Source organism: Pseudaestuariivita atlantica (genome assembly GCF_001205715.1).
Taxonomy (GTDB): Bacteria; Pseudomonadota; Alphaproteobacteria; order Rhodobacterales; family Rhodobacteraceae; genus Pseudaestuariivita; species Pseudaestuariivita atlantica.
In genome coordinates, this window is record NZ_AQQZ01000001.1 from 490,919 (window position 1) to 509,995 (window position 19,077).

At 66.7% G+C, this 19,077-nt stretch carries 22 protein-coding genes and 1 tRNA gene; 13 read left to right on the forward strand and 10 right to left on the reverse strand.

Going from position 1 to position 19,077, the window contains the following annotated elements; all coding sequences use genetic code 11:
- Positions 1 to 43: 43 nt before the first annotated feature.
- On the reverse strand, positions 44 to 823 hold the full coding sequence (gene xth, locus ATO11_RS02390; protein ID WP_050529207.1) for an exodeoxyribonuclease III: 780 nt from the start codon (positions 821 to 823) through the stop codon (positions 44 to 46).
- A 373-nt stretch (positions 824 to 1,196) separates the two neighbouring features.
- Between xth and ATO11_RS21630 the strand changes: the two genes are divergently transcribed.
- The 3 genes from ATO11_RS21630 to ATO11_RS02405 all read left to right on the forward strand — a co-directional run bounded on the left by ATO11_RS21630 (position 1,197) and on the right by ATO11_RS02405 (position 3,945).
- Positions 1,197 to 1,871 carry a DUF6749 family protein gene (locus tag ATO11_RS21630; protein ID WP_110553516.1) on the forward strand — a complete coding sequence of 225 codons (675 nt, stop codon included), beginning with the start codon at positions 1,197 to 1,199 and terminating at the stop codon, positions 1,869 to 1,871.
- Between the two features lie 80 nt (positions 1,872 to 1,951).
- The gene (locus ATO11_RS02400; RefSeq protein WP_050529208.1) at positions 1,952 to 3,049 is read left to right on the forward strand and encodes a DUF6902 family protein; all 1,098 of its coding nucleotides are present in this window, start codon (positions 1,952 to 1,954) and stop codon (positions 3,047 to 3,049) included.
- The gene (locus ATO11_RS02405; RefSeq protein ID WP_050529209.1) at positions 3,046 to 3,945 is read left to right on the forward strand and encodes a DMT family transporter; all 900 of its coding nucleotides are present in this window, start codon (positions 3,046 to 3,048) and stop codon (positions 3,943 to 3,945) included. The genes ATO11_RS02400 and ATO11_RS02405 overlap by 4 nt, the downstream gene beginning before the upstream one ends.
- Here ATO11_RS02405 and ATO11_RS02410 read toward each other — a convergent pair whose 3' ends face one another.
- Positions 3,946 to 4,269, reverse strand: coding sequence for a HesB/IscA family protein (locus tag ATO11_RS02410; RefSeq protein WP_050529423.1), 324 nt, complete (start codon positions 4,267 to 4,269; stop codon positions 3,946 to 3,948).
- Positions 4,270 to 4,347: 78 nt separating this feature from the next.
- On the opposite strand from ATO11_RS02410, the gene ATO11_RS02415 reads away from it, so the two are divergent.
- From ATO11_RS02415 to ATO11_RS02450, 8 genes are all read left to right on the forward strand, one after another.
- Positions 4,348 to 5,487, forward strand: coding sequence for a deoxyguanosinetriphosphate triphosphohydrolase (locus ATO11_RS02415; RefSeq protein WP_050529210.1), 1,140 nt, complete (start codon positions 4,348 to 4,350; stop codon positions 5,485 to 5,487).
- A 79-nt stretch (positions 5,488 to 5,566) separates the two neighbouring features.
- Positions 5,567 to 6,142: a Rossmann-fold NAD(P)-binding domain-containing protein gene (locus ATO11_RS02420; RefSeq protein WP_050529211.1), complete on the forward strand. Its 576-nt coding sequence runs from the start codon at positions 5,567 to 5,569 to the stop codon at positions 6,140 to 6,142.
- 70 nt (positions 6,143 to 6,212) lie between these two features.
- Positions 6,213 to 7,958, forward strand: a complete 1,746-nt coding sequence (gene argS / locus ATO11_RS02425) for an arginine--tRNA ligase (RefSeq protein ID WP_050529212.1) — start codon at positions 6,213 to 6,215, stop codon at positions 7,956 to 7,958.
- Positions 7,959 to 8,035: 77 nt separating this feature from the next.
- Complete coding sequence (locus ATO11_RS02430) at positions 8,036 to 9,061, forward strand: SPOR domain-containing protein (protein WP_050529213.1); 1,026 nt, start codon at positions 8,036 to 8,038, stop codon at positions 9,059 to 9,061.
- Positions 9,058 to 10,050: a glycoside hydrolase family 3 N-terminal domain-containing protein gene (locus ATO11_RS02435; protein ID WP_050529214.1), complete on the forward strand. Its 993-nt coding sequence runs from the start codon at positions 9,058 to 9,060 to the stop codon at positions 10,048 to 10,050. Before ATO11_RS02430 ends, ATO11_RS02435 begins: the two co-directional genes overlap by 4 nt.
- Positions 10,051 to 10,062: 12 nt before the next feature.
- Positions 10,063 to 10,848: a segregation and condensation protein A gene (locus ATO11_RS02440; RefSeq protein WP_050529215.1), complete on the forward strand. Its 786-nt coding sequence runs from the start codon at positions 10,063 to 10,065 to the stop codon at positions 10,846 to 10,848.
- A gap of 56 nt (positions 10,849 to 10,904) precedes the next feature.
- Positions 10,905 to 11,504 carry an SMC-Scp complex subunit ScpB gene (gene scpB, locus ATO11_RS02445; protein ID WP_082176125.1) on the forward strand — a complete coding sequence of 200 codons (600 nt, stop codon included), beginning with the start codon at positions 10,905 to 10,907 and terminating at the stop codon, positions 11,502 to 11,504.
- A gap of 69 nt (positions 11,505 to 11,573) precedes the next feature.
- Complete coding sequence (locus ATO11_RS02450; protein ID WP_050529217.1) at positions 11,574 to 11,804, forward strand: hypothetical protein; 231 nt, start codon at positions 11,574 to 11,576, stop codon at positions 11,802 to 11,804.
- A 36-nt stretch (positions 11,805 to 11,840) separates the two neighbouring features.
- Here the strand turns inward: ATO11_RS02450 and ATO11_RS02455 are convergent, their stop codons facing one another.
- From ATO11_RS02455 to ATO11_RS02490, 8 genes are all read right to left on the reverse strand, one after another.
- Positions 11,841 to 12,914, reverse strand: coding sequence for a 2'-deoxycytidine 5'-triphosphate deaminase (locus ATO11_RS02455; protein WP_050529424.1), 1,074 nt, complete (start codon positions 12,912 to 12,914; stop codon positions 11,841 to 11,843).
- Positions 12,915 to 12,966: 52 nt separating this feature from the next.
- A tRNA-Pro gene (locus ATO11_RS02460) sits at positions 12,967 to 13,043 on the reverse strand.
- A gap of 63 nt (positions 13,044 to 13,106) precedes the next feature.
- Positions 13,107 to 14,090: a MerR family transcriptional regulator gene (locus ATO11_RS22285; RefSeq protein WP_082176098.1), complete on the reverse strand. Its 984-nt coding sequence runs from the start codon at positions 14,088 to 14,090 to the stop codon at positions 13,107 to 13,109.
- A gap of 6 nt (positions 14,091 to 14,096) precedes the next feature.
- Positions 14,097 to 14,399, reverse strand: coding sequence for an integration host factor subunit alpha (gene ihfA, locus ATO11_RS02470; RefSeq protein WP_050529218.1), 303 nt, complete (start codon positions 14,397 to 14,399; stop codon positions 14,097 to 14,099).
- A 115-nt stretch (positions 14,400 to 14,514) separates the two neighbouring features.
- Positions 14,515 to 15,486 (reverse strand): beta-ketoacyl-ACP synthase III, encoded by a 972-nt coding sequence (locus tag ATO11_RS02475; protein ID WP_050529219.1) that lies wholly within the window; start codon positions 15,484 to 15,486, stop codon positions 14,515 to 14,517.
- Entirely contained in the window at positions 15,483 to 16,550 is a 1,068-nt protein-coding gene (gene plsX, locus ATO11_RS02480) for a phosphate acyltransferase PlsX (RefSeq protein ID WP_423212691.1), read from the reverse strand. Before plsX ends, ATO11_RS02475 begins: the two co-directional genes overlap by 4 nt.
- Before the next feature lie 85 nt (positions 16,551 to 16,635).
- On the reverse strand, positions 16,636 to 16,842 hold the full coding sequence (gene rpmF, locus ATO11_RS02485; RefSeq protein WP_050529221.1) for a 50S ribosomal protein L32: 207 nt from the start codon (positions 16,840 to 16,842) through the stop codon (positions 16,636 to 16,638).
- 204 nt (positions 16,843 to 17,046) lie between these two features.
- On the reverse strand, positions 17,047 to 17,613 hold the full coding sequence (locus ATO11_RS02490; RefSeq protein ID WP_082176099.1) for a YceD family protein: 567 nt from the start codon (positions 17,611 to 17,613) through the stop codon (positions 17,047 to 17,049).
- Positions 17,614 to 17,701: 88 nt separating this feature from the next.
- Between ATO11_RS02490 and ATO11_RS02495 the strand changes: the two genes are divergently transcribed.
- Together ATO11_RS02495 and ATO11_RS02500 are read left to right on the forward strand one after the other, a co-directional pair.
- Positions 17,702 to 18,163, forward strand: a complete 462-nt coding sequence (locus ATO11_RS02495; RefSeq protein ID WP_050529222.1) for an outer membrane protein assembly factor BamE — start codon at positions 17,702 to 17,704, stop codon at positions 18,161 to 18,163.
- A 62-nt stretch (positions 18,164 to 18,225) separates the two neighbouring features.
- On the forward strand, positions 18,226 to 18,978 hold the full coding sequence (locus ATO11_RS02500) for a GNAT family N-acetyltransferase (RefSeq protein WP_050529223.1): 753 nt from the start codon (positions 18,226 to 18,228) through the stop codon (positions 18,976 to 18,978).
- Positions 18,979 to 19,077 lie beyond the last annotated feature (99 nt).

The window sequence follows — 19,077 nt, forward strand, 5'->3', positions numbered from 1 at the left end:
CGTGATCCGAAAGGCCCCCGCGCGGGGCCTTTTTCATGTCTGCCTAGATGTCCAGTTCCACCCAGACGGGCACGTGGTCCGACGGCTTTTCCTTGCCGCGGATATAGGCGTCGATCTTGCAGTCTTTCAGAAGGTCCGCCGCCTCGGGCGACAGCAGCACGTGGTCGATCCGGATGCCGTTGTCGCGCTGCCACGCGCCGGCCTGGTAATCCCAGAACGAATAATGCCCCGGCCCGTACGTGCGGGCGCGGAAGGCATCGGTGAAGCCAAGGTTCACGATCCGGCGGAACGCGGTGCGGCTTTCGGGGCGAAACAGCGCGTCGTCGCGCCACGCATCCGGCGTCTTGGCATCCTCGGCCTGCGGGATGATGTTGAAATCGCCCGTCATCAGCGCCGGTTCCTCTGACTTCAGCAGGTCCTGTGCCCGCGCGTGCAACCGCTCCATCCAGGCCAGCTTGTAATCGTATTTCGGGCCGGGCGCGGGGTTGCCGTTGGGCAGGTACATCCCGCAGATGCGCAAAGATGTCTTGCCCACCACGGTCGCCTCGATCCAGCGGGCCTGGTCGTCTTCGTCATCGCCGGGCAGGCCGCGCGTCACGTCCTCCAGCGGCAGTTTCGACAGGATCGCCACCCCGTTGAAGGATTTCTGGCCGTGGGTTTCGACGGCATAGCCGCGATCCTCGAACATCTCGCGCGGGAAGGCCTCGTCGACCGACTTGATCTCCTGCAACACCGCGACGTCGGGTTGCGCCTCGTCCAGCCACTCGGCCAGCGCCGGCGCGCGCGCCTTGATCCCGTTGATGTTGAAGGTTGCGAGTTTCATGGCGGCCCCTTTTCGATGCCCGATCTATCCCGCACACGGGCGATCAGGGCAAGAGCGCGCGGCACCTCCCCCCGAATCGCCACCCGATTCTGGCGAGTTGGGGCGTCTCGCAATGGTTAACAAAACGTTAACGATTCGAACGGTGGGGCCGCACCGATCCTAATTATTAACCGGATGTGGATAAGAAAATTTCTTCACACACGTGAAAGCTGAACCCGCCGGATTCTCAACCGCATGTGGGGTGTTTTAACTGTCTGAAACCATGTGGAAAACTACCTTAACAAGAAATTAACATTTGTAATTCAATCGGGCCGTGCAAGCCTTTCCGACGTTAGCACACACGCACTCAAGTCCACTTCTGGGAGGCTCTCGAATGGCACAGCTTAAGACAACCACCGTCCGTGAAGAAATCGTTACCACCGGCGCAGATGCGCTCTCTGGCGACGGGGTCGACCTGTTCACGACAAGCATGGTTTCGGCAGACGCGACGCTGCATGGCGGCGCGCAAACGGCGCTTTTCACCACCTCGATGGTGTCCGGCACCGACGCCGCCGCAGGTGACGCGACCGAAGCGTTCACCACCTCGATGATCTCGGGCACCGATGCAGGCGCCGGCGAAGGCGCACAGCTTTTCACCACGTCGATGATCTCCGGCACCGACGCCGCCGCAGGTGAAGCGACCGAAGCGTTCACCACGTCGATGATCTCCGGTTCCGACGCCGCAGCGGGCGAAGCGACCGAGGCGTTCACCACGTCGATGATCTCGGGCTCGGACGCGGCAGCAGGTGAAGCGACCGAGGCGTTCACCACGTCGATGATCTCCGGTTCCGACGCCGCTGCGGGCGAAGCGACCGAGGCGTTCACCACGTCGATGGTCTCGGGTTCGGACGCCGCCGCGGGCGAAGCGACCGAGGCGTTCACCACGTCGATGGTGTCCGGCACGGATGCAGGTGCGGGTGAAGGCGCGCAGCTGTTCACCACCTCGATGGTGTCGGGTTCCGATGCCGAGGCCGGTGACGCGACCGAGGCCTTCACGACCTCGATGTAAGCGCGCCTTGTGCTGGGGGTGTCCGGGTCACCGGACACCCTTTTTTTGTCCGACGTCCAGAATTTCCCGAGGAATCCGCCATGTCCAACGTCGTTGCCGTCGATTTCAAACCGCGCGCCACCACAGCCGATGACCGCGCCTGGCGCCTGTCGCACAGCTTCGCCCGTCACCGCCGGTTCGGCGAGGACGTGTTGTGGCTGAAGGAAAACGCCGAATTCCTCAACGTGCTGGAAACCGGGCCGCTCGACGTCTCAGACGATGCGCTTGAAGTCTATGACGATTTCTACGCGCGCGCGGCCGAACGCATGGCCTATTTCCCGCAATATTACCGCTTCTTCCTTGGCATGGTGCTGGACCTCGAAGCGCTGCGCGGCGGTGGAGAGACGGGTCTGCAACTGGCCGAGTTCGCGCGCGACCGCGATCTTGTCGCTGCCGAGTTGAGCGATCTGCAACGGGCCGAGGCGCGGCGCCTCATGCTGCGGCGCGGGATCGACCCGGTGAAGGATCCCGGCCTGACCGACAGGTTGATCGTCTTCGCCTCGCGGCCCGAAACCTTCGCGCTGCCGAACAAGAAGGCGGCGTATGAACTCACGCATATCGTCTTCTACCTGTCCGAATACGGACGACGCGCGCCGGACCTGCCCGACGCCGTGCGCCGCAGCCTTGAAAACGCGGGCACGCTCGCCGCGCTGGAAATGAATGCCGACCTGCTGTCGGAAATCTGCGTCGCGCTGCGGTTCGGCGGCTGGACGCCGCCCGCCGGGTGGGAGGATTGGCTGGCGCGCTTCGTGGCCGCGTCCCGCGTGCTGCCGCAGGACGGCACACCGGTGGCAGACGGCTATCACCCCTATCTGGTGACCCAGTGGCATGCCGGCCTGACCGGTGGCGCGCAGTTCGGTGGAGAGATCGGCGAAGGCGCGGTGGATTTCCTTGTTCCGGGCCCCTCCGTCCATGCCTTGCGCGAGGTGAGCCAGGCGCTGATGCACGATCCCGCCCGCACCGGCGACTGGGAGGTGATGCAGCGGCGGCTCGACGGGGCGCTCAGCCACGACGCGGGCCTGCACCTTGCGCATGTCGCTGAAACCTCTCCCGATTTCGCGGCCTTCTTCGACGTGTTCGCGCGGGCCCTGCCTTGGGGTGCGGTGCCCAGCGGGCTCGACAGCGGGTTCGGCGCATGATCCGCGCCACCGCGACGCTGGGCGCGGTCCTGATCGTCGCCTATACCGCCGTGATCGCCGGAGCGGACGCGATCACCAAGGCATTCGCGGCGGATTTCGCGCCGCCGCAGCTGTTCTTCTTCTCGGGCGCGATCGTCGTTGCGCTGTCGGCCATCGGGGCGCGGGTGCCGGGCGTGCCCCTGGGCGGTGCGGGGCAGGGGCTCGCCACGTCCTGCCCGCGCGCGATGGCGCTGCGCGCGGGCTTCACCGTGCTCGCCTCGGTCGCATTCTTCTTCGCCTTCCGCCTTCTGCCCTTTGCCGAGGTCTTCATCTTCATCGGCCTGATCCCGCTTCTGGCCGCGTTGATGGCTGGGCCGATCCTGCAGGAAGAGGTGCGCTTGCCCGTCTGGATCGCGCTTCTGGCCGGGTTCATCGGCGTCTTGTGCCTGTTCCCCGACGGCGTCGCCGCCGTCACTTGGGGCCACGGGATCGCCTTTGCCGCCGCCACGCTTGGCACGGCCTCCATGGTGCTCGCACGCTATATCGGGCGGTACGAGACGAACGCGCTGGCGCAGGTCTTCTACCCCAATGCCGCGCTGTGCCTCACGATGGGGCTGGCCCTGCCATTCGTCTGGCGCCCGATGGGGCCGGAGGACGCCATCCTGATCGTGGCCTATGCGGTGCTTCTGTTCGTTGCGCGCTGGATGCTGGTCGTGGCCCTGCGCCACCTTGCCGCGCATGTCGCCACGCCGCTGATGAACCTGCAATTCGTCTGGATGACGCTTCTTGGCTCGGCCGTCTTCGGCGAGGTCACGGGCGTGCAGGTCTATGCCGGGGCGGCGGTGGTCGTGTCCTCGGGGCTTTACCTGCTCTGGGACCAGCTGATGCCGGAACGCGCGGCCCTCGCCCGCGGCTGATCAGATCGAGAAACTGGTGCCGCAGCCGCAAGAGGCCGTGGCATTGGGATTGTCGATCACGAACCGCGCCCCGATCAACTCGTCCGAGAAATCGATCACCGCACCCGCAAGGAAGGGCAGGGACACCGAATCCACCACCACGACCTGCCCGTTGCCTTCCAGCTTCAGGTCATCCTCGCAGGGCGTATCGAGCCGGATGTCGTACTGGAACCCCGAACAGCCGCCGCCTTCGACGGCGACGCGCAGCGCCTGTCCTTGGTCGGCGGCGCCGATCTCGGCAAGGCGGTCGAACGCGCGGGGGGTGACGGATGGAGGCAATTGCATGGTCGCAACCTTGGTGTTCACGTGCGGACTTTCCTTATATAAGACCACCATAACGCGCCACAAGACGCGAGGCAGATCATGGCAGCCCCCTTTGCCTGCGATCCCAAGGGATCCCGCGGGCGTCTGGTGCACGAGGATGAAAGCGCGTTTCGCTCGTGCTTTCAGCGCGATCGTGACCGGATCATCCATTCCACGGCCTTCCGACGGCTGAAGCACAAGACGCAGGTCTTCGTCGAACATGAAGGCGACGTCTATCGCACGCGCCTGACCCACTCGATCGAGGTGGCGCAGGTCGCGCGCACGATCTCGGGCGCGCTGGGTCTGAACGACGAGTTGACCGAGGCGGTGGCGCTGGCCCATGACCTTGGCCACACGCCGTTTGGACATACCGGTGAGGACGCGCTGGATGCGCTGATGCAACCCTATGGCGGGTTCGATCACAACGCGCAGACGGTGCGGATCGTGACCTCGCTCGAACAGCATTACGCCGCCTTCGACGGGCTGAACCTGACATGGGAAACGCTCGAAGGCATTGCCAAGCACAACGGTCCGGTCACGGGTGATCTGCCCTATGCGCTGGCCGAATACGATGCGCGCCACGACCTTGAACTGCACACCCATGCCAGTGCCGAGGCGCAGATCGCCGCCCTGTCGGATGACATCGCCTATACCAACCACGATCTGCAGGACGGTTTGCGGGCGGAACTGTTTTCCGACGACGACGTCGCGCATCTGCCGATCGTCGGCCCCGCCTATGCCGAGGTGGACGCGGCGTGGCCGGGCCTTAACTGGCGGCGTCGGCGGCACGAGGCGCTGCGCCGCGTCTTCGGCGACATGGTCAGCGACGTGATCGTGACCTCCCGCGATCTCTTGCGGGACTCTGGCGCGCAAAGCGCCGCCGAAATCCGCCATCTGGGCCGCCCGGTGATCGCGTTTTCCGCCGCGAAGTGGGAAGACCTTAAAGTCATACGCGCGTTTCTTTTCAAGAACATGTACCGCGCTCCTCAAGTCATGGATGAACGCGAACGCGTGACCCGCGTCGTCAACGCGCTCTTCCCGCATTACCTGGCCCATCCCGAGGACATGTCGGGCCGCTGGTCGGAAGAGGCCGACACCGGTGACGCCACGCTACGCGCGCGCCATGTCAGCGACTACATCGCCGGCATGACCGACCGCTACGCGCTGCAGAAATTTGCAACGCATTGTTCACCCTCGTGACACTTTTCAAACGGGTGACGTTGCGGTACCGGTTAATCAGTTATGAATTGATGAATTTCTGAAAGGGTCGGTCGGGGTCGTGGAGCAGAAAACCGCTCTGATCGTCGGGGCCGGCCATACTGCGGCCGAACGGATGGCCGTGCAACTGGCTGAACTGAACTGGCAGGTCATCGTCGTGGGGCAGGATGCCGAGCGGCTCATGGCGCTTGCCGAACGCGCGCCGGACCGGATCGACCCGTTGCCGATGGCGCTGAATTCCCGCGAAAATGCCGAGCAGCTGGGTGCCGTCTGGGGGGACGAGCCGCTGCATGCGCTGGCGCAATTTCAGCCGGTTCTGATGCCGTTGCAGATCACTCTTGCCGTGCGTTCGGTCGCGTTGATGACAGGGGCCTTCGCGGCGGGTCTGCGCGCCGCGCGTGGCGTGAACCTTGTCGCCATGCCCCGTTCCCGCGACCTCGAAGACCCGCTGTCGCAGGCGGCCGAGGGCGCGCATTCCCGCGCGCTCCGGGCGCTGGCGCTTGCGCATCAGAAGGCGGGGTTCCGCACCGTGGGCCTTCTGTCGGCGGGGGCGCGCGGCAAGGCCATCGCGGGCATGGCCGTCGACATCGCCACCGGTGCCTTGCCGACTGGCAACGGCGCCGTGCGCGCGGTCTGACGCAGCCGCGGCGATTGACGCCCGCCCGCGCCGTGGTAGAGACGCGGCAGGTGATCGAAGGACAGGGCTTATGAACCTTTTTGCCGAACTGCGCGCGCTGGTTGTGACCGAGTTGGAGGCGATGATGGAGGCGGGCGATCTGCCGCCGGGCCTCTCGCTCGACAATGTCGCGGTCGAACCGCCGCGCGACCCGGCGCATGGCGACATGGCCACCAACGCCGCGATGGTCCTCGCAAAGCCCGCCAAGGCCAAGCCGCGCGACCTGGCCGAGGCGCTGGCGGCCCGCCTGACCGGCGACGCGCGGATCACCGAAGCCTCGGTCGCGGGGCCGGGGTTCCTGAACCTGCGCCTCGCACCGGATGCGTGGCAGGGGGTGACGCAGGCGGCTTTGCGGGCCGGCACCGATTTCGGGCGCTCCACGATGGGGCAGGGGCAGCGCGTGAACGTCGAATATGTCAGCGCCAATCCCACCGGTCCCCTGCATGTGGGCCACACGCGGGGCGCGGTCTTTGGCGATGCGCTGGCGTCGCTGCTGGCCTTCGCGGGCTTTGACGTGACGCGCGAATACTACATCAACGACGGCGGCGCGCAGGTCGACACGCTCGCGCGGTCGGTCTACCTGCGCTACCTCGAAGCGCACGGGCAGGAGGTCGCGTTCGAGGACGGAACCTATCCCGGCGATTACCTGATCCCGGCGGGCGCCGCGCTGAAAGAGCGGGTGGGCGACGCCTATGTCGACCAGCCCGAGGACGTCTGGCTGGCCGAGGTGCGCGAATTTGCGACCGAGGCGATGATGGACCTGATCCGCGCCGACCTCGCCGCGCTTGGCGTCACGATGGACGTCTTCTTCAGCGAGAAGTCGCTCTACGGCACGGGCCGGATCGAGGCCGCGATCGAGGACCTGAAATCGAAGGGCCTCGTCTACTGGGGCACCCTGCCGCCGCCCAAGGGCAAGGCGGGCGAAGACTGGAAACCGCGCGAGCAATGGCTTTTCCGCTCCACCGCCTATGGCGATGACGAGGATCGCCCGGTGCAGAAGGCCGACGGCAGCTGGGCCTATTTCGCGCCCGACATCGCCTATCACTACGACAAGGTGCAGCGCGGGTTCGACGCGCTGATCGACGTGTTCGGCGCGGATCACGGCGGGTACGTCAAGCGGATGAAGGCGGCGGTCGCGGCGCTAAGCGAAGAGCGCGTGCCGCTCGACATCAAGCTCACCCAGCTGGTCAAGCTGTTCAAGGACGGGGCCGAATACAAGATGTCGAAACGCGCGGGCACCTTCGTGACCCTGCGCGACGTGATCGACGAGGTCGGGCCGGACGTGACCCGCTTCATCATGCTGACGCGGAAGAACGACGCGCCGCTCGATTTCGACTTCGACAAGGTGCTGGAGCAAAGCCGCGACAACCCCGTCTTCTACGTGCAATACGCCAATGCGCGGGTCCATTCGGTCCTGTCCAAGGCGCGCGCGATGGGCGTGGATGTGGGCGACGATGCGCTGGCCTCCGCCGATCTGTCGGGCCTGACCCACGTGGCCGAGCTGCAGGTGATGCGCAAACTGGCCGAATGGCCACGGGTCGTGGAAATCGCGGCGCGGGCCAACGAGCCGCACAGGATCGCCGGGTATCTCTCTGAACTTGCAGCAGAATTCCACGGTCTGTGGAACCGCGGCAACGATGATCCCTCGCTCCGCTTTGTCCAGGAAGACACACCTGCAACAACACGGTCCAAAATCGCGCTGGCGCGGGCCGTGTCGGTTGTTATTTCAGCGGGCCTCGGTATCTTGGGCGTCACTCCGGCAGAGGAAATGCGCTAACCACAAGGCGCAGCCTGCCGATACGAGCAGTGAACGGACCTGTGGGGCTGTGTATCCCGCGGGCAGATGAGGCAGAGATGGCGGAACTTTCCATGCAAGGCACCGGTGGTATGCCGGTCGGTCGAACCCTTGGCACGGCGGCGACGTTCGCCGGCGCGGTGATCTCCTTCGCGCTTCTGGGCGGGGTCGGCGTCTGGGGCTACCAACTGGTGATGCGGGATGTGAGCGGCGTGCCCGTCGTGCGGGCCATCGAAGGCCCGATGCGCGAGGCACCCGAAGATCCCGGCGGGGTCGCCGCCGATCACCAGGGCCTGTCGGTCAACCAGGTCGCGGGGCAGGGCGCCGCGCAACCCGCACCTGATCGCCTGCTTCTCGCACCGCGGCAGGCGGGCATCGAAGAGGCGGACGCGCCGGGCGTGAAGGTCCCGGTCAAGACCGCGCTCTCCCGGCCCGAGGATGACAGCACCGTCGCCGCGATCGAGCCGCTCGAACCGCTCGCGCCGAAGGTCACGCAGAACGCGGCAGCGCCCGCTCCCCGCGCGCCATCGGCCGCCAACGCCACGATCCAGGCGCTGGCCGACCAGATCGCCAGCGGCGTCGCCCCGCTCAGCGATACCGGCCCCGCCGACACGCCACCCGTGAAAACCGAAATCGCCGGGGCAGAGGTCGCCCAACCCGAGGCGCCCGCCGCCAAACCGGTGCCGAAAGGCGCGCTGGCCCGGTCCCTGCGTCCGCAACTGCGCCCCAAGGGCCTGCGCAGCGCCGATGTCGCCACCGTCGCCGCGCAAGTGGCCTCGTCCGCCGCGACGTTGCCCGCCGGCGCGCTCGATGTCGATCCGGCGACCATCCCGGCAGGCACCCGGCTTGTGCAGCTTGGCGCGTTCGACAGCGCCGAGGTCGCCCGGTCGGAATGGGAACGCCTGTCGTCCAAGTTCGACGCCTATCTCGACGGCAAGCAGCGCGTCGTGCAGCGCGCAAAAAGCGGGGGGCGCGTGTTCTACCGTCTCCGCGCCATGGGCTTTGCCGATCTCAGCGACGCGCGGCGCTTCTGTTCCGCGCTGACCGCGCAACGCGCCGATTGCATCCCGGTCGTGACCCGATGACCCATCTGCCCGCGATCCTGGGATGCGCGGGCCCGGTGCTTTTGCCTGACGAGGCCGCGTTCTTCCGCGACGTGCGCCCGTGGGGCTTCATCCTGTTCTCCCGCAACATCGACACCGCCGCCCAGACCCTCAGACTGACCGAGGATCTGCGCGACGCGGTCGGCTACGACGCGCCGATCCTGATCGACCAGGAAGGGGGCCGCGTGCAGCGCGCCCGCCCGCCCGTGGCGCGCGACTGGTTGCCGCCGCTGGAACAGGTGGCGCGGGCCGGTGACAACGCCGCCGCCTCGATGTACCTGCGCGCGCGCATCATCGCGCATGAGCTTCTGTCGCTCGGCATCGATGTGAACTGCATCCCGACGCTCGACGTGGCGCAGGAGGGCACGCATCCCTTCCTGTTGAACCGCTGCTACGGCACCGATCCGCGGCAGGTAGCGGCCATCGGGCAGGCTGTCGCGGGCGGGTTGATGGATGGCGGCGTCCTGCCGGTGATCAAGCACATCCCCGGCCATGGCCGCGCGCAGGTCGACAGCCACCTGCACCTTCCCCGCGTGACCGAGGATCGCGCCACGCTGGAGGCCACCGATTTCGCGCCCTTCCAGGCGATGGCCGACCTGCCGCTGGGGATGTCCGCGCACGTGATTTATGACGCGATCGACCCGCGCCCCGGCACGATCAGCCCGGTGGTGATCGACCTCATCCGCACGCAGATCGGCTTTGACGGTCTGTTGATGACCGACGACATCTCGATGGAGGCGCTGGAGGGCACGGTGGCCGAACGCAGCGCGGCGGCGCTGGCCGCCGGGTGCGACGTGACGCTCCACTGCAACGGCGACCTGGCCGAGATGCGTGACATCGCCGCCACCCTCCCGCCCATGACGCAAGAGGCGCAAAAGCGCGGACGCAGCGCCCTGTCGCAGCGTGCCACGCCCGCGCCGGTTGACATTCCGGGGCTTGAGGCCAAGCTGGCCGAAATGATCGGTACCTGAAGGCCCTGCACCATGTCTGACCCGTTCGAGGACGCGCCACCCGACGTGGCCGACCGCCTGGCGGCGGAGGCGCTGATCGTCGATGTCGACGGGTTCGAAGGGCCGCTTGACCTGCTGCTGACGCTGTCGCGCACGCAGAAGGTCGATTTGCGCAAGATCTCGGTGCTGGCGCTGGCGCGGCAATACCTCGCCTTCATCGACCGCGCCAAGGAACTCAGGATCGAACTGGCCGCCGATTACCTCGTGATGGCGGCGTGGCTCGCCTTCCTCAAATCGCGCCTTCTGTTGCCGCCCGACCCGGCGGATGAAGGCCCCTCGGGGGAGGAGCTGGCCGCGCACCTCGCCTTCCAGCTGGAACGCCTGAACGCCATGCGCGAAGTGGCGGCGCGGCTGATGGGGCGCGATCAGATGGGCCGCGACTTCTTTGTCCGGGGGGTGCCGGAACGCGTCGAACGGGTGCGCCGCGTGACCTATACCGCGACGCTGCTGGACCTGATGCAGGGCTATGCCCGCATCCGCACCCGCGACGAATTCCGCCCCTTCACCATGGACCGCGACCGCGTCTTCACCATGGAACAGGCGCTCGACCGGATGCGCGGGATGATCGGCTTCGCGGGCAGCTGGACGACGCTGTCGGCCTACCTGCCCGACGGCTGGACGACCGAACCCGACATGGTCCGTTCGGCCACGGCGGCCACCTTTGCCGCCTCGCTGCAACTGGTCAAGGAGGGGCATCTTGAGATACGACAATCCGAAACCTTCGCCCCGATCGAACTGCGCAGGAAGCCCAAGACTTGAACGAGCCGCTTGAAGACAGCCTATTCGAGGCGCCCCCCGCCGCCGAACAGGAGCGCATGGTCGAGGCGATCCTCTTCGCCAGCGCCGAGCCGGTCTCGGTCGCCGACATGAACGCGCGCATGCCGCATGGCTGCGATGCCTCGATCGCGGTGCGCGCGGTGCAGAAACGCTATGAAGGGCGCGGCGTCGCCGTCGTCCGCGTGGGGGAGGCCTGGGCGATCCGAACCGCGCCAGACCTTGGATTCCTGATGCAGAAGGAAACGGTGGAGGTGCGCAAGCTGAGCCGCGCCGCCATCGAAACCCTTGCCATCATCGCCTACCACCAGCCCGTCACCCGCGCCGAGATCGAGGAGATCCGCGGCGTGTCGGTGTCGCGCGGCACGGTCGACCAGCTTCTGGAACTGGAATGGATCCGCTTTGGCCGCCGCCGCATGACACCGGGCCGGCCCGTGACCTTCGTGGTGACCGAAAGCTTCCTTGACCATTTCGGGCTGGAAAGCGCCCGCGACCTGCCGGGCCTGCAGGAATTGCGGGCCGCGGGCCTTCTGGAAAGCCGCCCCGCACCCGATGCCGAGGCCGAAGAGGGCAGCGAGGACGACCAGCAGGATGGGCTGTTCGATGCCGAAGAGGACGTGATCGACGACAGCGACGACTGAGTGCCACGATTTTTCCACATTTCGTCGCTAGTCTCCTGCAAAACACATCAATTCAGGCAGGAGCACGCGATGAACGGCTCACAGATCATCAACATGGTGCTGCGGATCGTCATGCGCAAAGGCATCAATTCGGCGATCAATGCGGGCGTCAAACAGGTGAGCGGGCGCCGTCCCGCCCCGGCAGGTCCCGCCAATGCCGGTCGCGTCGCCCCCCAGTCCGGCCCGACCGAAGCCGACCGCGCCGAACAGCAACGCATCCGCGCCGCCCGCCGCGCCCGCCGCGCCGCACGGCAGGGGTGACGCGGCAAAATTTTCGCAGGAAAATTTTGCCTCCGCTCAGCGGAAGTGTTTCGACAGTTTCAGGCCCTGGCCCTGGTAGTTCGACGCGATCTCGCGACCATACAGCATGTCCGGCACCGCCAGCATCCTCTCGTAGATCAGCCGCCCCACGACCTGCCCGTGTTCCAGCGCGAAGGGGGCCTCGTGGCAGCGCACCTCCAGCACCCCGCGTGATCCCGCGCCACCCGCGGCGGCATGGCCGAAGCCCGGATCGAAGAAGCCCGCGTAATGCACCCGGAACTCGCCCACCATGGCAAGGTAGGGCGCCATCTCGGCGGCGGCCTCGGGCGGGATCGTTACCGCCTCGCGGCTGACGAGGATGTAGAATGCCCCCGGATCAAGGATGATCTGCCCCGACTGGCTGCGCACGTCCTCCCAGAAATCCCGCGCGGGGTAATGGCCGATGCGGTCGAGGTCGATCACGCCGGTATGCGGTTTGGCGCGGTACCCGACAAGATCGCCGTCCTGGGGTTCAAGGTCGACGGAAAATCCCAGCCCGTCCGCGATCACCGGTGCGCCGCCCGTCACCAGCGGGGTTTCGGCATGCAGCGCGCGCAGGTCGGCATCCGACAGCGTCGCATCGCCCGCGCGCAGGCGCATCTGGTTCAGCCGCATCCCCGGTCGCACGAGGACCGAGAAGGAGCGCGGGCAGATCTCGGCATATAGCGGGCCGGTATAGCCCGCGGGGATCCGGTCAAACTCGGCCCCGCGATCGGTCACCAGACGCGTCAGCAGGTCGAGCCGCCCGGTGGAGCTTTTGGCATTGGCCACCGCCGACAGGTGCGCGGGCAGGGCGAGGTGCTCCATCAACGGCACGAGGTACACGCAGCCCTTTTCCAGCACCGCGCCGGCGTCGAGATCGATGCGGTGCATCTCGAATTCCGGCAGGCGCTCCATCACCGTGCGGTCGTCGCCCGCGAGGAAGGAGGCGCGCAGGCGGTAGGCCACGCGCCCCAGCCGCAAATCGAGGCTCGCAGGCTGGACCTGCGCCGCGATCACGGGATCGGAGGCCCCGATCGCACCCTCGGCGATCAGGTCGTTCAGCATCTGGCTGGGCAACACGCCGTGCATCCGCGACCCCTTGCAAAGGTAGCGGTCGTTCTGAGGGAATGAGGGGAAGATTTGGTCGGGCTAGCAGGACTCGAACCTGCGACCTTCCGTCCCCCAGACGGACGCGCTACCAGGCTGCGCCATAGCCCGACGTGAGGGGTGGTTTACCCGATCTGTCCCGCGTGACAAGTGCGAAATTGCCCGGTGACCGGATCAGGAGCCGGTCTCGTCCTGCCGGTCGACCCATGCGCGCAGCGCTTCGACATGCGGGCGTGCCTTTTCCGGCACCGCGCCGCGCCGCGCAAGGCTCTTGCGCAGAAGGCGCGGCCATGGCGTGCGCTCGGGCAGCGCCTCGGGTTCCGGGGCGGGACGCTTCGGTGTTTCGGGCTCAGCCGCGGGCGGGCGCGACAGGAAGGACGGCAGGGCATCACCCTCTTTCGCCGGGTCTTCGGCCTCCGCTTCCGCCGGCTGCGACTGCGTCAGGAAAGAGGGCAGGGCGTCCGGTTCGTCCGACCGTTCCTCTTCGGGCTGCGGGTCGTCTTCGGGTTGGGGCGTCGCCTCATCCGCTTCCGCGACCTCCTGCGTCTCATCGTCGTCGGCCTCGGCCGCCAGCGGCTGGGTCAGAAAGGACGGCAGGTGCGCGTCGTCCGTGCTTTCGGTAGGTGCGGGCTCTTCGGATTTGTCTTCGGCAGGCGCCGTCAGGAAACCAGGCAGGCCGGGCGCGTCATCCTCGGCCCCGGCATCTTCTTCCGCAGCATCGGCAGCGGCAGGCTCTTCCTTGTCTTCGGTAGTCTCCGCCGCCGCGTCTTCTTCCGCTGCGCTGTCATCCCCCCTCGGGGTGAAGGGCAGGACCGAGGCCGTTTCGGCCGGGGTCTCAACCTCGATCGAGGGGGCAAGCGTGTCATCGGGCGGATCGGCGGGTTCGCCAAGATCGGTCAGGCCCGCGACATGGCGCACGCCCTTTTCGCGCAGGATCTTCTGCACGCCCTTGATGGTCATGCCGTCGTCATGCAGCAGCTTGCGGATGCCACCCAAAAGCGCGATGTCGGCGGGCCGGTAATACCGCCGCCCACCAGCGCGCTTCACCGGTTTCACCTGGCTGAACTTGCTTTCCCAGAACCGCAGGACATGCGCTGGCGTATCAAGCGTGTCGGCGACTTCGCTGATGGTTCGGAAGGCGTCGGCGGACTTGGTCATGCGGGCTTAGGACTTGTTGCCCGCCGCCACGCGGTCTTTCATCAGGTGCGAGGGACGGAAGGTCAGGACGCGGCGCGGGTTGATCGGCACTTCCTCGCCGGTTTTCGGGTTGCGCCCGATGCGGGCCGCCTTGTCACGCACGCTGAACGTGCCAAAGGACGAGATCTTGACCTGCTCGCCATTCACGAGCGCGTCCGACATGTGTTTCAGAACGCTTTCCACGAGATCCGCGCTTTCGTTGCGCGACAGCCCGACTTCACGAAAAACGGCTTCACTCAGATCCATGCGAGTCAATGTCTTGTTGGCCATGCGGCACCCCCGTCCCTCGTTTATCCCGCGACATTAGGGCGCTTCAATTTTCCGAGTCAATATCAAGGGGTTGCAAACCCGCGTTGATTCACCGTCCGAAGAGCGGTTTCACGCCTCACCAGCGCAGCGCCACCGCGCCCCACGCCAGCCCGCCGCCGATGGCCTCGGTCACGACCAGGTCGCCGTCCTTGATCTGGCCGTTGGCGCGGCCAACCGACATCGCCAGCGGGATCGACGCGGCCGAGGTGTTGCCGTGGTCCTGCACGGTCACGACGACCTTGCTCATGGGCAGGTTCATCTTCTTCGCGGTGCCCTCGATGATGCGGATATTGGCCTGGTGCGGCACGATCCAGTCCACGTCCGTCGCCGTCAGGCCGGCCTTGTCCAGCGCCGCCTTGGCGGTCGCGGCAAGCTTGGTCACCGCGTGGCGGAAGACCTGGTTGCCCTCCATCCGCAAATAGCCCGTCGACTGGGTCGATACGCCCCCGTCGACATACAGCAAGTCCTTGAAACGCCCGTCGGAATTGAGGTCGGTTGCCAGGATGCCGCGATCCTGCGGCGTGCCCGCGCCCTCCTGCGATTCGAGGACCAGCGCCCCCGCGCCGTCACCGAACAGGACGCAGGTTGTGCGGTCGGTCCAGTCCATGATCCGGCTGAACGTCTCGGCCCCGATGACAAGCACACGCTCGGCCTGGCCCGACACGATCAGCGCGTTGGCGTTGGTCATGGCAAAGATGAAACCGGCGCAGACCGCCTGCACGTCGAAGGCAAAGCCGTGCTTCATGCCGATCTTGGCCTGCACCATGGTCGCGGCAGAGGGGAAGGTCAGGTCGGCGGTGGAGGTCGCCACGATGATCGCGTCGATATCCGACGCCTTCAGACCGGCATTGACCAGCGCGATATCGGCGGCGCGGGCGGCCATGTCCGAAGTCGTCTGCCCCTCGGCGGCGAAATGACGGCGCTCGATCCCGGTGCGGGCGCGAATCCACTCGTCCGACGTGTCGAGCGTCTCCTCGAAATACGCATTCGGTACCACGCGCTCGGGCAGATAATGCCCCACGCCCCTGATCACTGCCCGCCGGGTCATGCCTTGTTGGCCTCTTGGTCTTTGTCTTGTTGTTGTTGTTGGTCTGCGTCAGAAACGGCCTCGTCAGCCGTCTGCGCGGCAAGCGCCACGCGCGCGGCCAGCCGTTCGGAAAAGCCCGATTGCGCCAGTTCGAACGCGAGCTTGATCGCGGCCGAGATCCCGGTCGCATCCGCCGCGCCGTGGCTCTTGACCACCGTGCCGTTCAGCCCGAGGAACACGCCGCCATTGACGCGGCGCGGGTCGATCCGCTGGCGCAGGCGGCGCAGCGATGTCAGCGCCAGAAGCGAGGCCAGCCGCGACAGGGGGGTGTAGCGGAACGCCTCGCGCAGCAACTCGCCGATCAGGCTCGCCGTGCCTTCGCCGGTCTTCAGCGCGACATTGCCGGTGAACCCGTCGGTCACGACCACGTCGACATTGTCGCCGGGAATGTCGCTGCCTTCGACGAAGCCCACGAAATCGAATTGCGACCGGTCCGCCAGGGCCGCGATCATCTCGTGCGCGGTCTTCAGCTCGGCCCGGCCCTTGTGTTCCTCGGTCCCGACATTCAGCAGGCCGATGCGCGGGCGTTTCAGCCCCATGCCGTTGCGGGCATAACTGACGCCCATCAGCGCGTATTGCACGAGGTCGGACGCATCGGCGCGAATGTCCGCACCCACGTCCAGCATGATGTTGAAGCCCTGCGGATTGCGCGACGGCCACAGCACCGCGATGGCGGGGCGGGCCACGCCGGGCAGCTTGCGCAGGCGGATCATGCTCAGCGCCATCAGCGCGCCGGTATTGCCGCAGGAGACCGCCACCGTCGCCTCGCCCTCGCGCACCGATTCGAGGGCCGACCACATCGACGTGCCCTTGCCCGAGCGCATGACCTGGCTTGGCTTGTCGTCCATCTTGACGACATCGGTCGCATCGCGGAACGCCACGCGGCCCGCCAGCGGCTTGCGCTTGGCGACCAGCTTTTCCAGCGTGTCCTGCGGACCGTGCAGAATGAAATGAAGCGCGGGGTTGATCTTGGCCGACCGGGCCATGCCGGCCACCACGACCGATGGCCCCAAATCGCCACCCATGGCGTCGATCGACAATACGATGCGCCCGGACCCCTTAGTCGGTGGTTTGGGCGCCTCGGTCATCTGTCACCTGCGCGGACGGGTCTTATGCGGCGTCTTCGTCCAGATCGATCTCGTCGACCATGGCCACGACCTCACGCTCACGGTAGTGACCGCAGGCGGGGCAGACGTGATGCGGGCGTTTCATTTCGCCGCAATTGTCGCATTCGTTCGGGTTCGCGGCCGTCAGCGAGTCATGCGCACGACGGTTGTTACGACGCGATTTCGAAACCTTGTTCTGCTGGACAGCCATGTCCTCAACCTATCTTTCCAGTGACCGGTGCGTGCCCTCGGGGGGCGGGGCCGGGTCCGTTTGCCAGGGGCGGCGCGCGATGGACGCGCGCAACCCGCGTTATTCCGTGTCCGCGGCTCATAATTCGGATCATGCGCGCGGGGCAAGTGGTATTTGCCGGGAGGCGCGGAAAATACGCGTTTCGCGGGCAATGGCAAGCCCGGATCAGCTTTCGCCGTCGCCCAGCTTGTCGCGCAGCGCCTTCAGGGCGGCAAAGGGCTTTACATCCGCGTCGCGCATCGGCGCCACGCCCGGCTCGGCAAAGACCATCTCGCCCGCCTCAACGCCCTCGGCGCGGGGATAGGCGGGCAGGTTCAGCGCCAGCGCCTCGGCGAGAATCGCCAAGAGGTCGATTTCGGGGCCCAAGGGTTCGAGGGATTCGTCCTCGGGCATCTCGACCTCGTCACCCTCGGGCGCTTCCAGCCCGTCGACATACATCCGCTCGACGTCGGCCTCGATCCGGGTGGTCACGGGGGCCAGCGTCACGACGCAGGGCTGCACCACCGTCGCGCCCAGCCGCGCGCGCAGGCGGAAATTGCGCGCGCCCACCGGCTCGACCGCGCCCGAAAGGCGCATCTTGCGCAGCGCCGACAGGTCAAGGTCGCGGATCAGCGCCTCAATGGTTTCGGGCAGGGGCGCGACGTCGAACCGCGTATCCTTGCGGTGCGACAGGTCCGCCGTGCGCAGCACGTGCGCCGGGTCGTGCAGCGGGTCGGTCAGCTGTGTCGGCATGGGCAGGCCCCGTCCTTGGCTTGAATGAAGATCAATCCTTTAGTAAGCCGGGTTAAAAGGCGGAACACGCCGTGACAAGAGGGCAGACATGCCGGGCACAACTCAGACATTGCGGATCGCGGTTGCCGCGCTCGCCCTCGTGGCCCTGTCGGCCTGCACGGCGCAATTCCGCAATCACGGCTATATCCCGCTGGAAGAAGACCTGAGCCAGATCGTCGTCGGCATCGACACGCGCGACACCGTCGCCGACATCGTGGGCGAACCGTCGACAGCGGGCGTGCTGAACGAATCCGGCTTCTACTACGTGCGCTCCCGCGTGCGCACCTTCGCCTATCGCCGCCCCGAAGTGGTGGAGCGCGAGGTGCTGGCGATCTCCTTCGACGAGGCGGGCGTGGTCACCAACATCGAACGCTTCGGGCTGGAAAACGGGCAGGTCGTGCCGCTGGCGCGCCGGGTCACCAAGTCCAACACCGCCGATATCGGGTTCATTCGCCGCTTGCTGAGAAACCTCGGCAATTTCAACGCGGGCGATCTCCTCGGCGCCCGCTGACGTCACGACTTGAGACCGTGCCGCTGGCCTGAACGCGGCAACCCCCGGTATGCAGAGTGCCGATGATCACGCTGAACAAGGGCCGCTACGCGGCACGCCATGCCGAAAGTGATGCCGATCTGCGCGCGGCGCAGGCGCTGCGCTACCGCGTGTTCGCCCGCGACGGCAGCCGTCTGAACGATCCCGACGGGCTTGATCGCGACCGGTTCGATGCCGAATGCGTGCACGTGCTGATCGAGGACACCCGCACCGGCCGCCTTGCCTGCTGTTTCCGCATGATGCCGCTTGAGGGCGGGGCGCAGATCTCGCGCAGTTATTCCGCGCAGTATTACGAATTGTCGGCGCTGGCCGGGTTCGAAGGCCGGTTGCTGGAAATGGGGCGCTTCTGCATCGACCCCGAGGCGCGCAACGCCGACGTTTTGCGCGTGGCGTGGGGGGCGATGACCCGGTTCGTGGACGAGACGGGGGTGGAGTTGCTGTTCGGCTGCACCTCGTTCGAGGGCACCGATGCCGCGGCCTATCACGACGCCTTTGCCATGCTGCGCGACCGCCACCTTGCGCCCGGCCGCTGGTTGCCGCGCGTCAAGGCGCCGAACGTCTTCCGGTTCGCCAACCGGTTGCGGCGTTCGCCCGATGCCACGCGCGCCCAACGCACGATGCCGCCCCTGTTGCGCACCTACCTGTCGATGGGCGGCTGGGTCAGCGACCACGCCGTGATCGACGCGCACATGAACACGCTGCACGTCTTCACCGGGGTCGAGATCGGCCGCATCCCGCCCGCCCGCAAGCGCCTGTTGCGGGCCGTGGCGGGGTAGCCCGAGCCGCGCGCGCGGAATCAAGGGCGTCAGCCCGCCGCGCATCGACGGGCCGCCCCCCGGCACGTCGATCTGGCTGGGGCCTGGTGCATCGCGGGG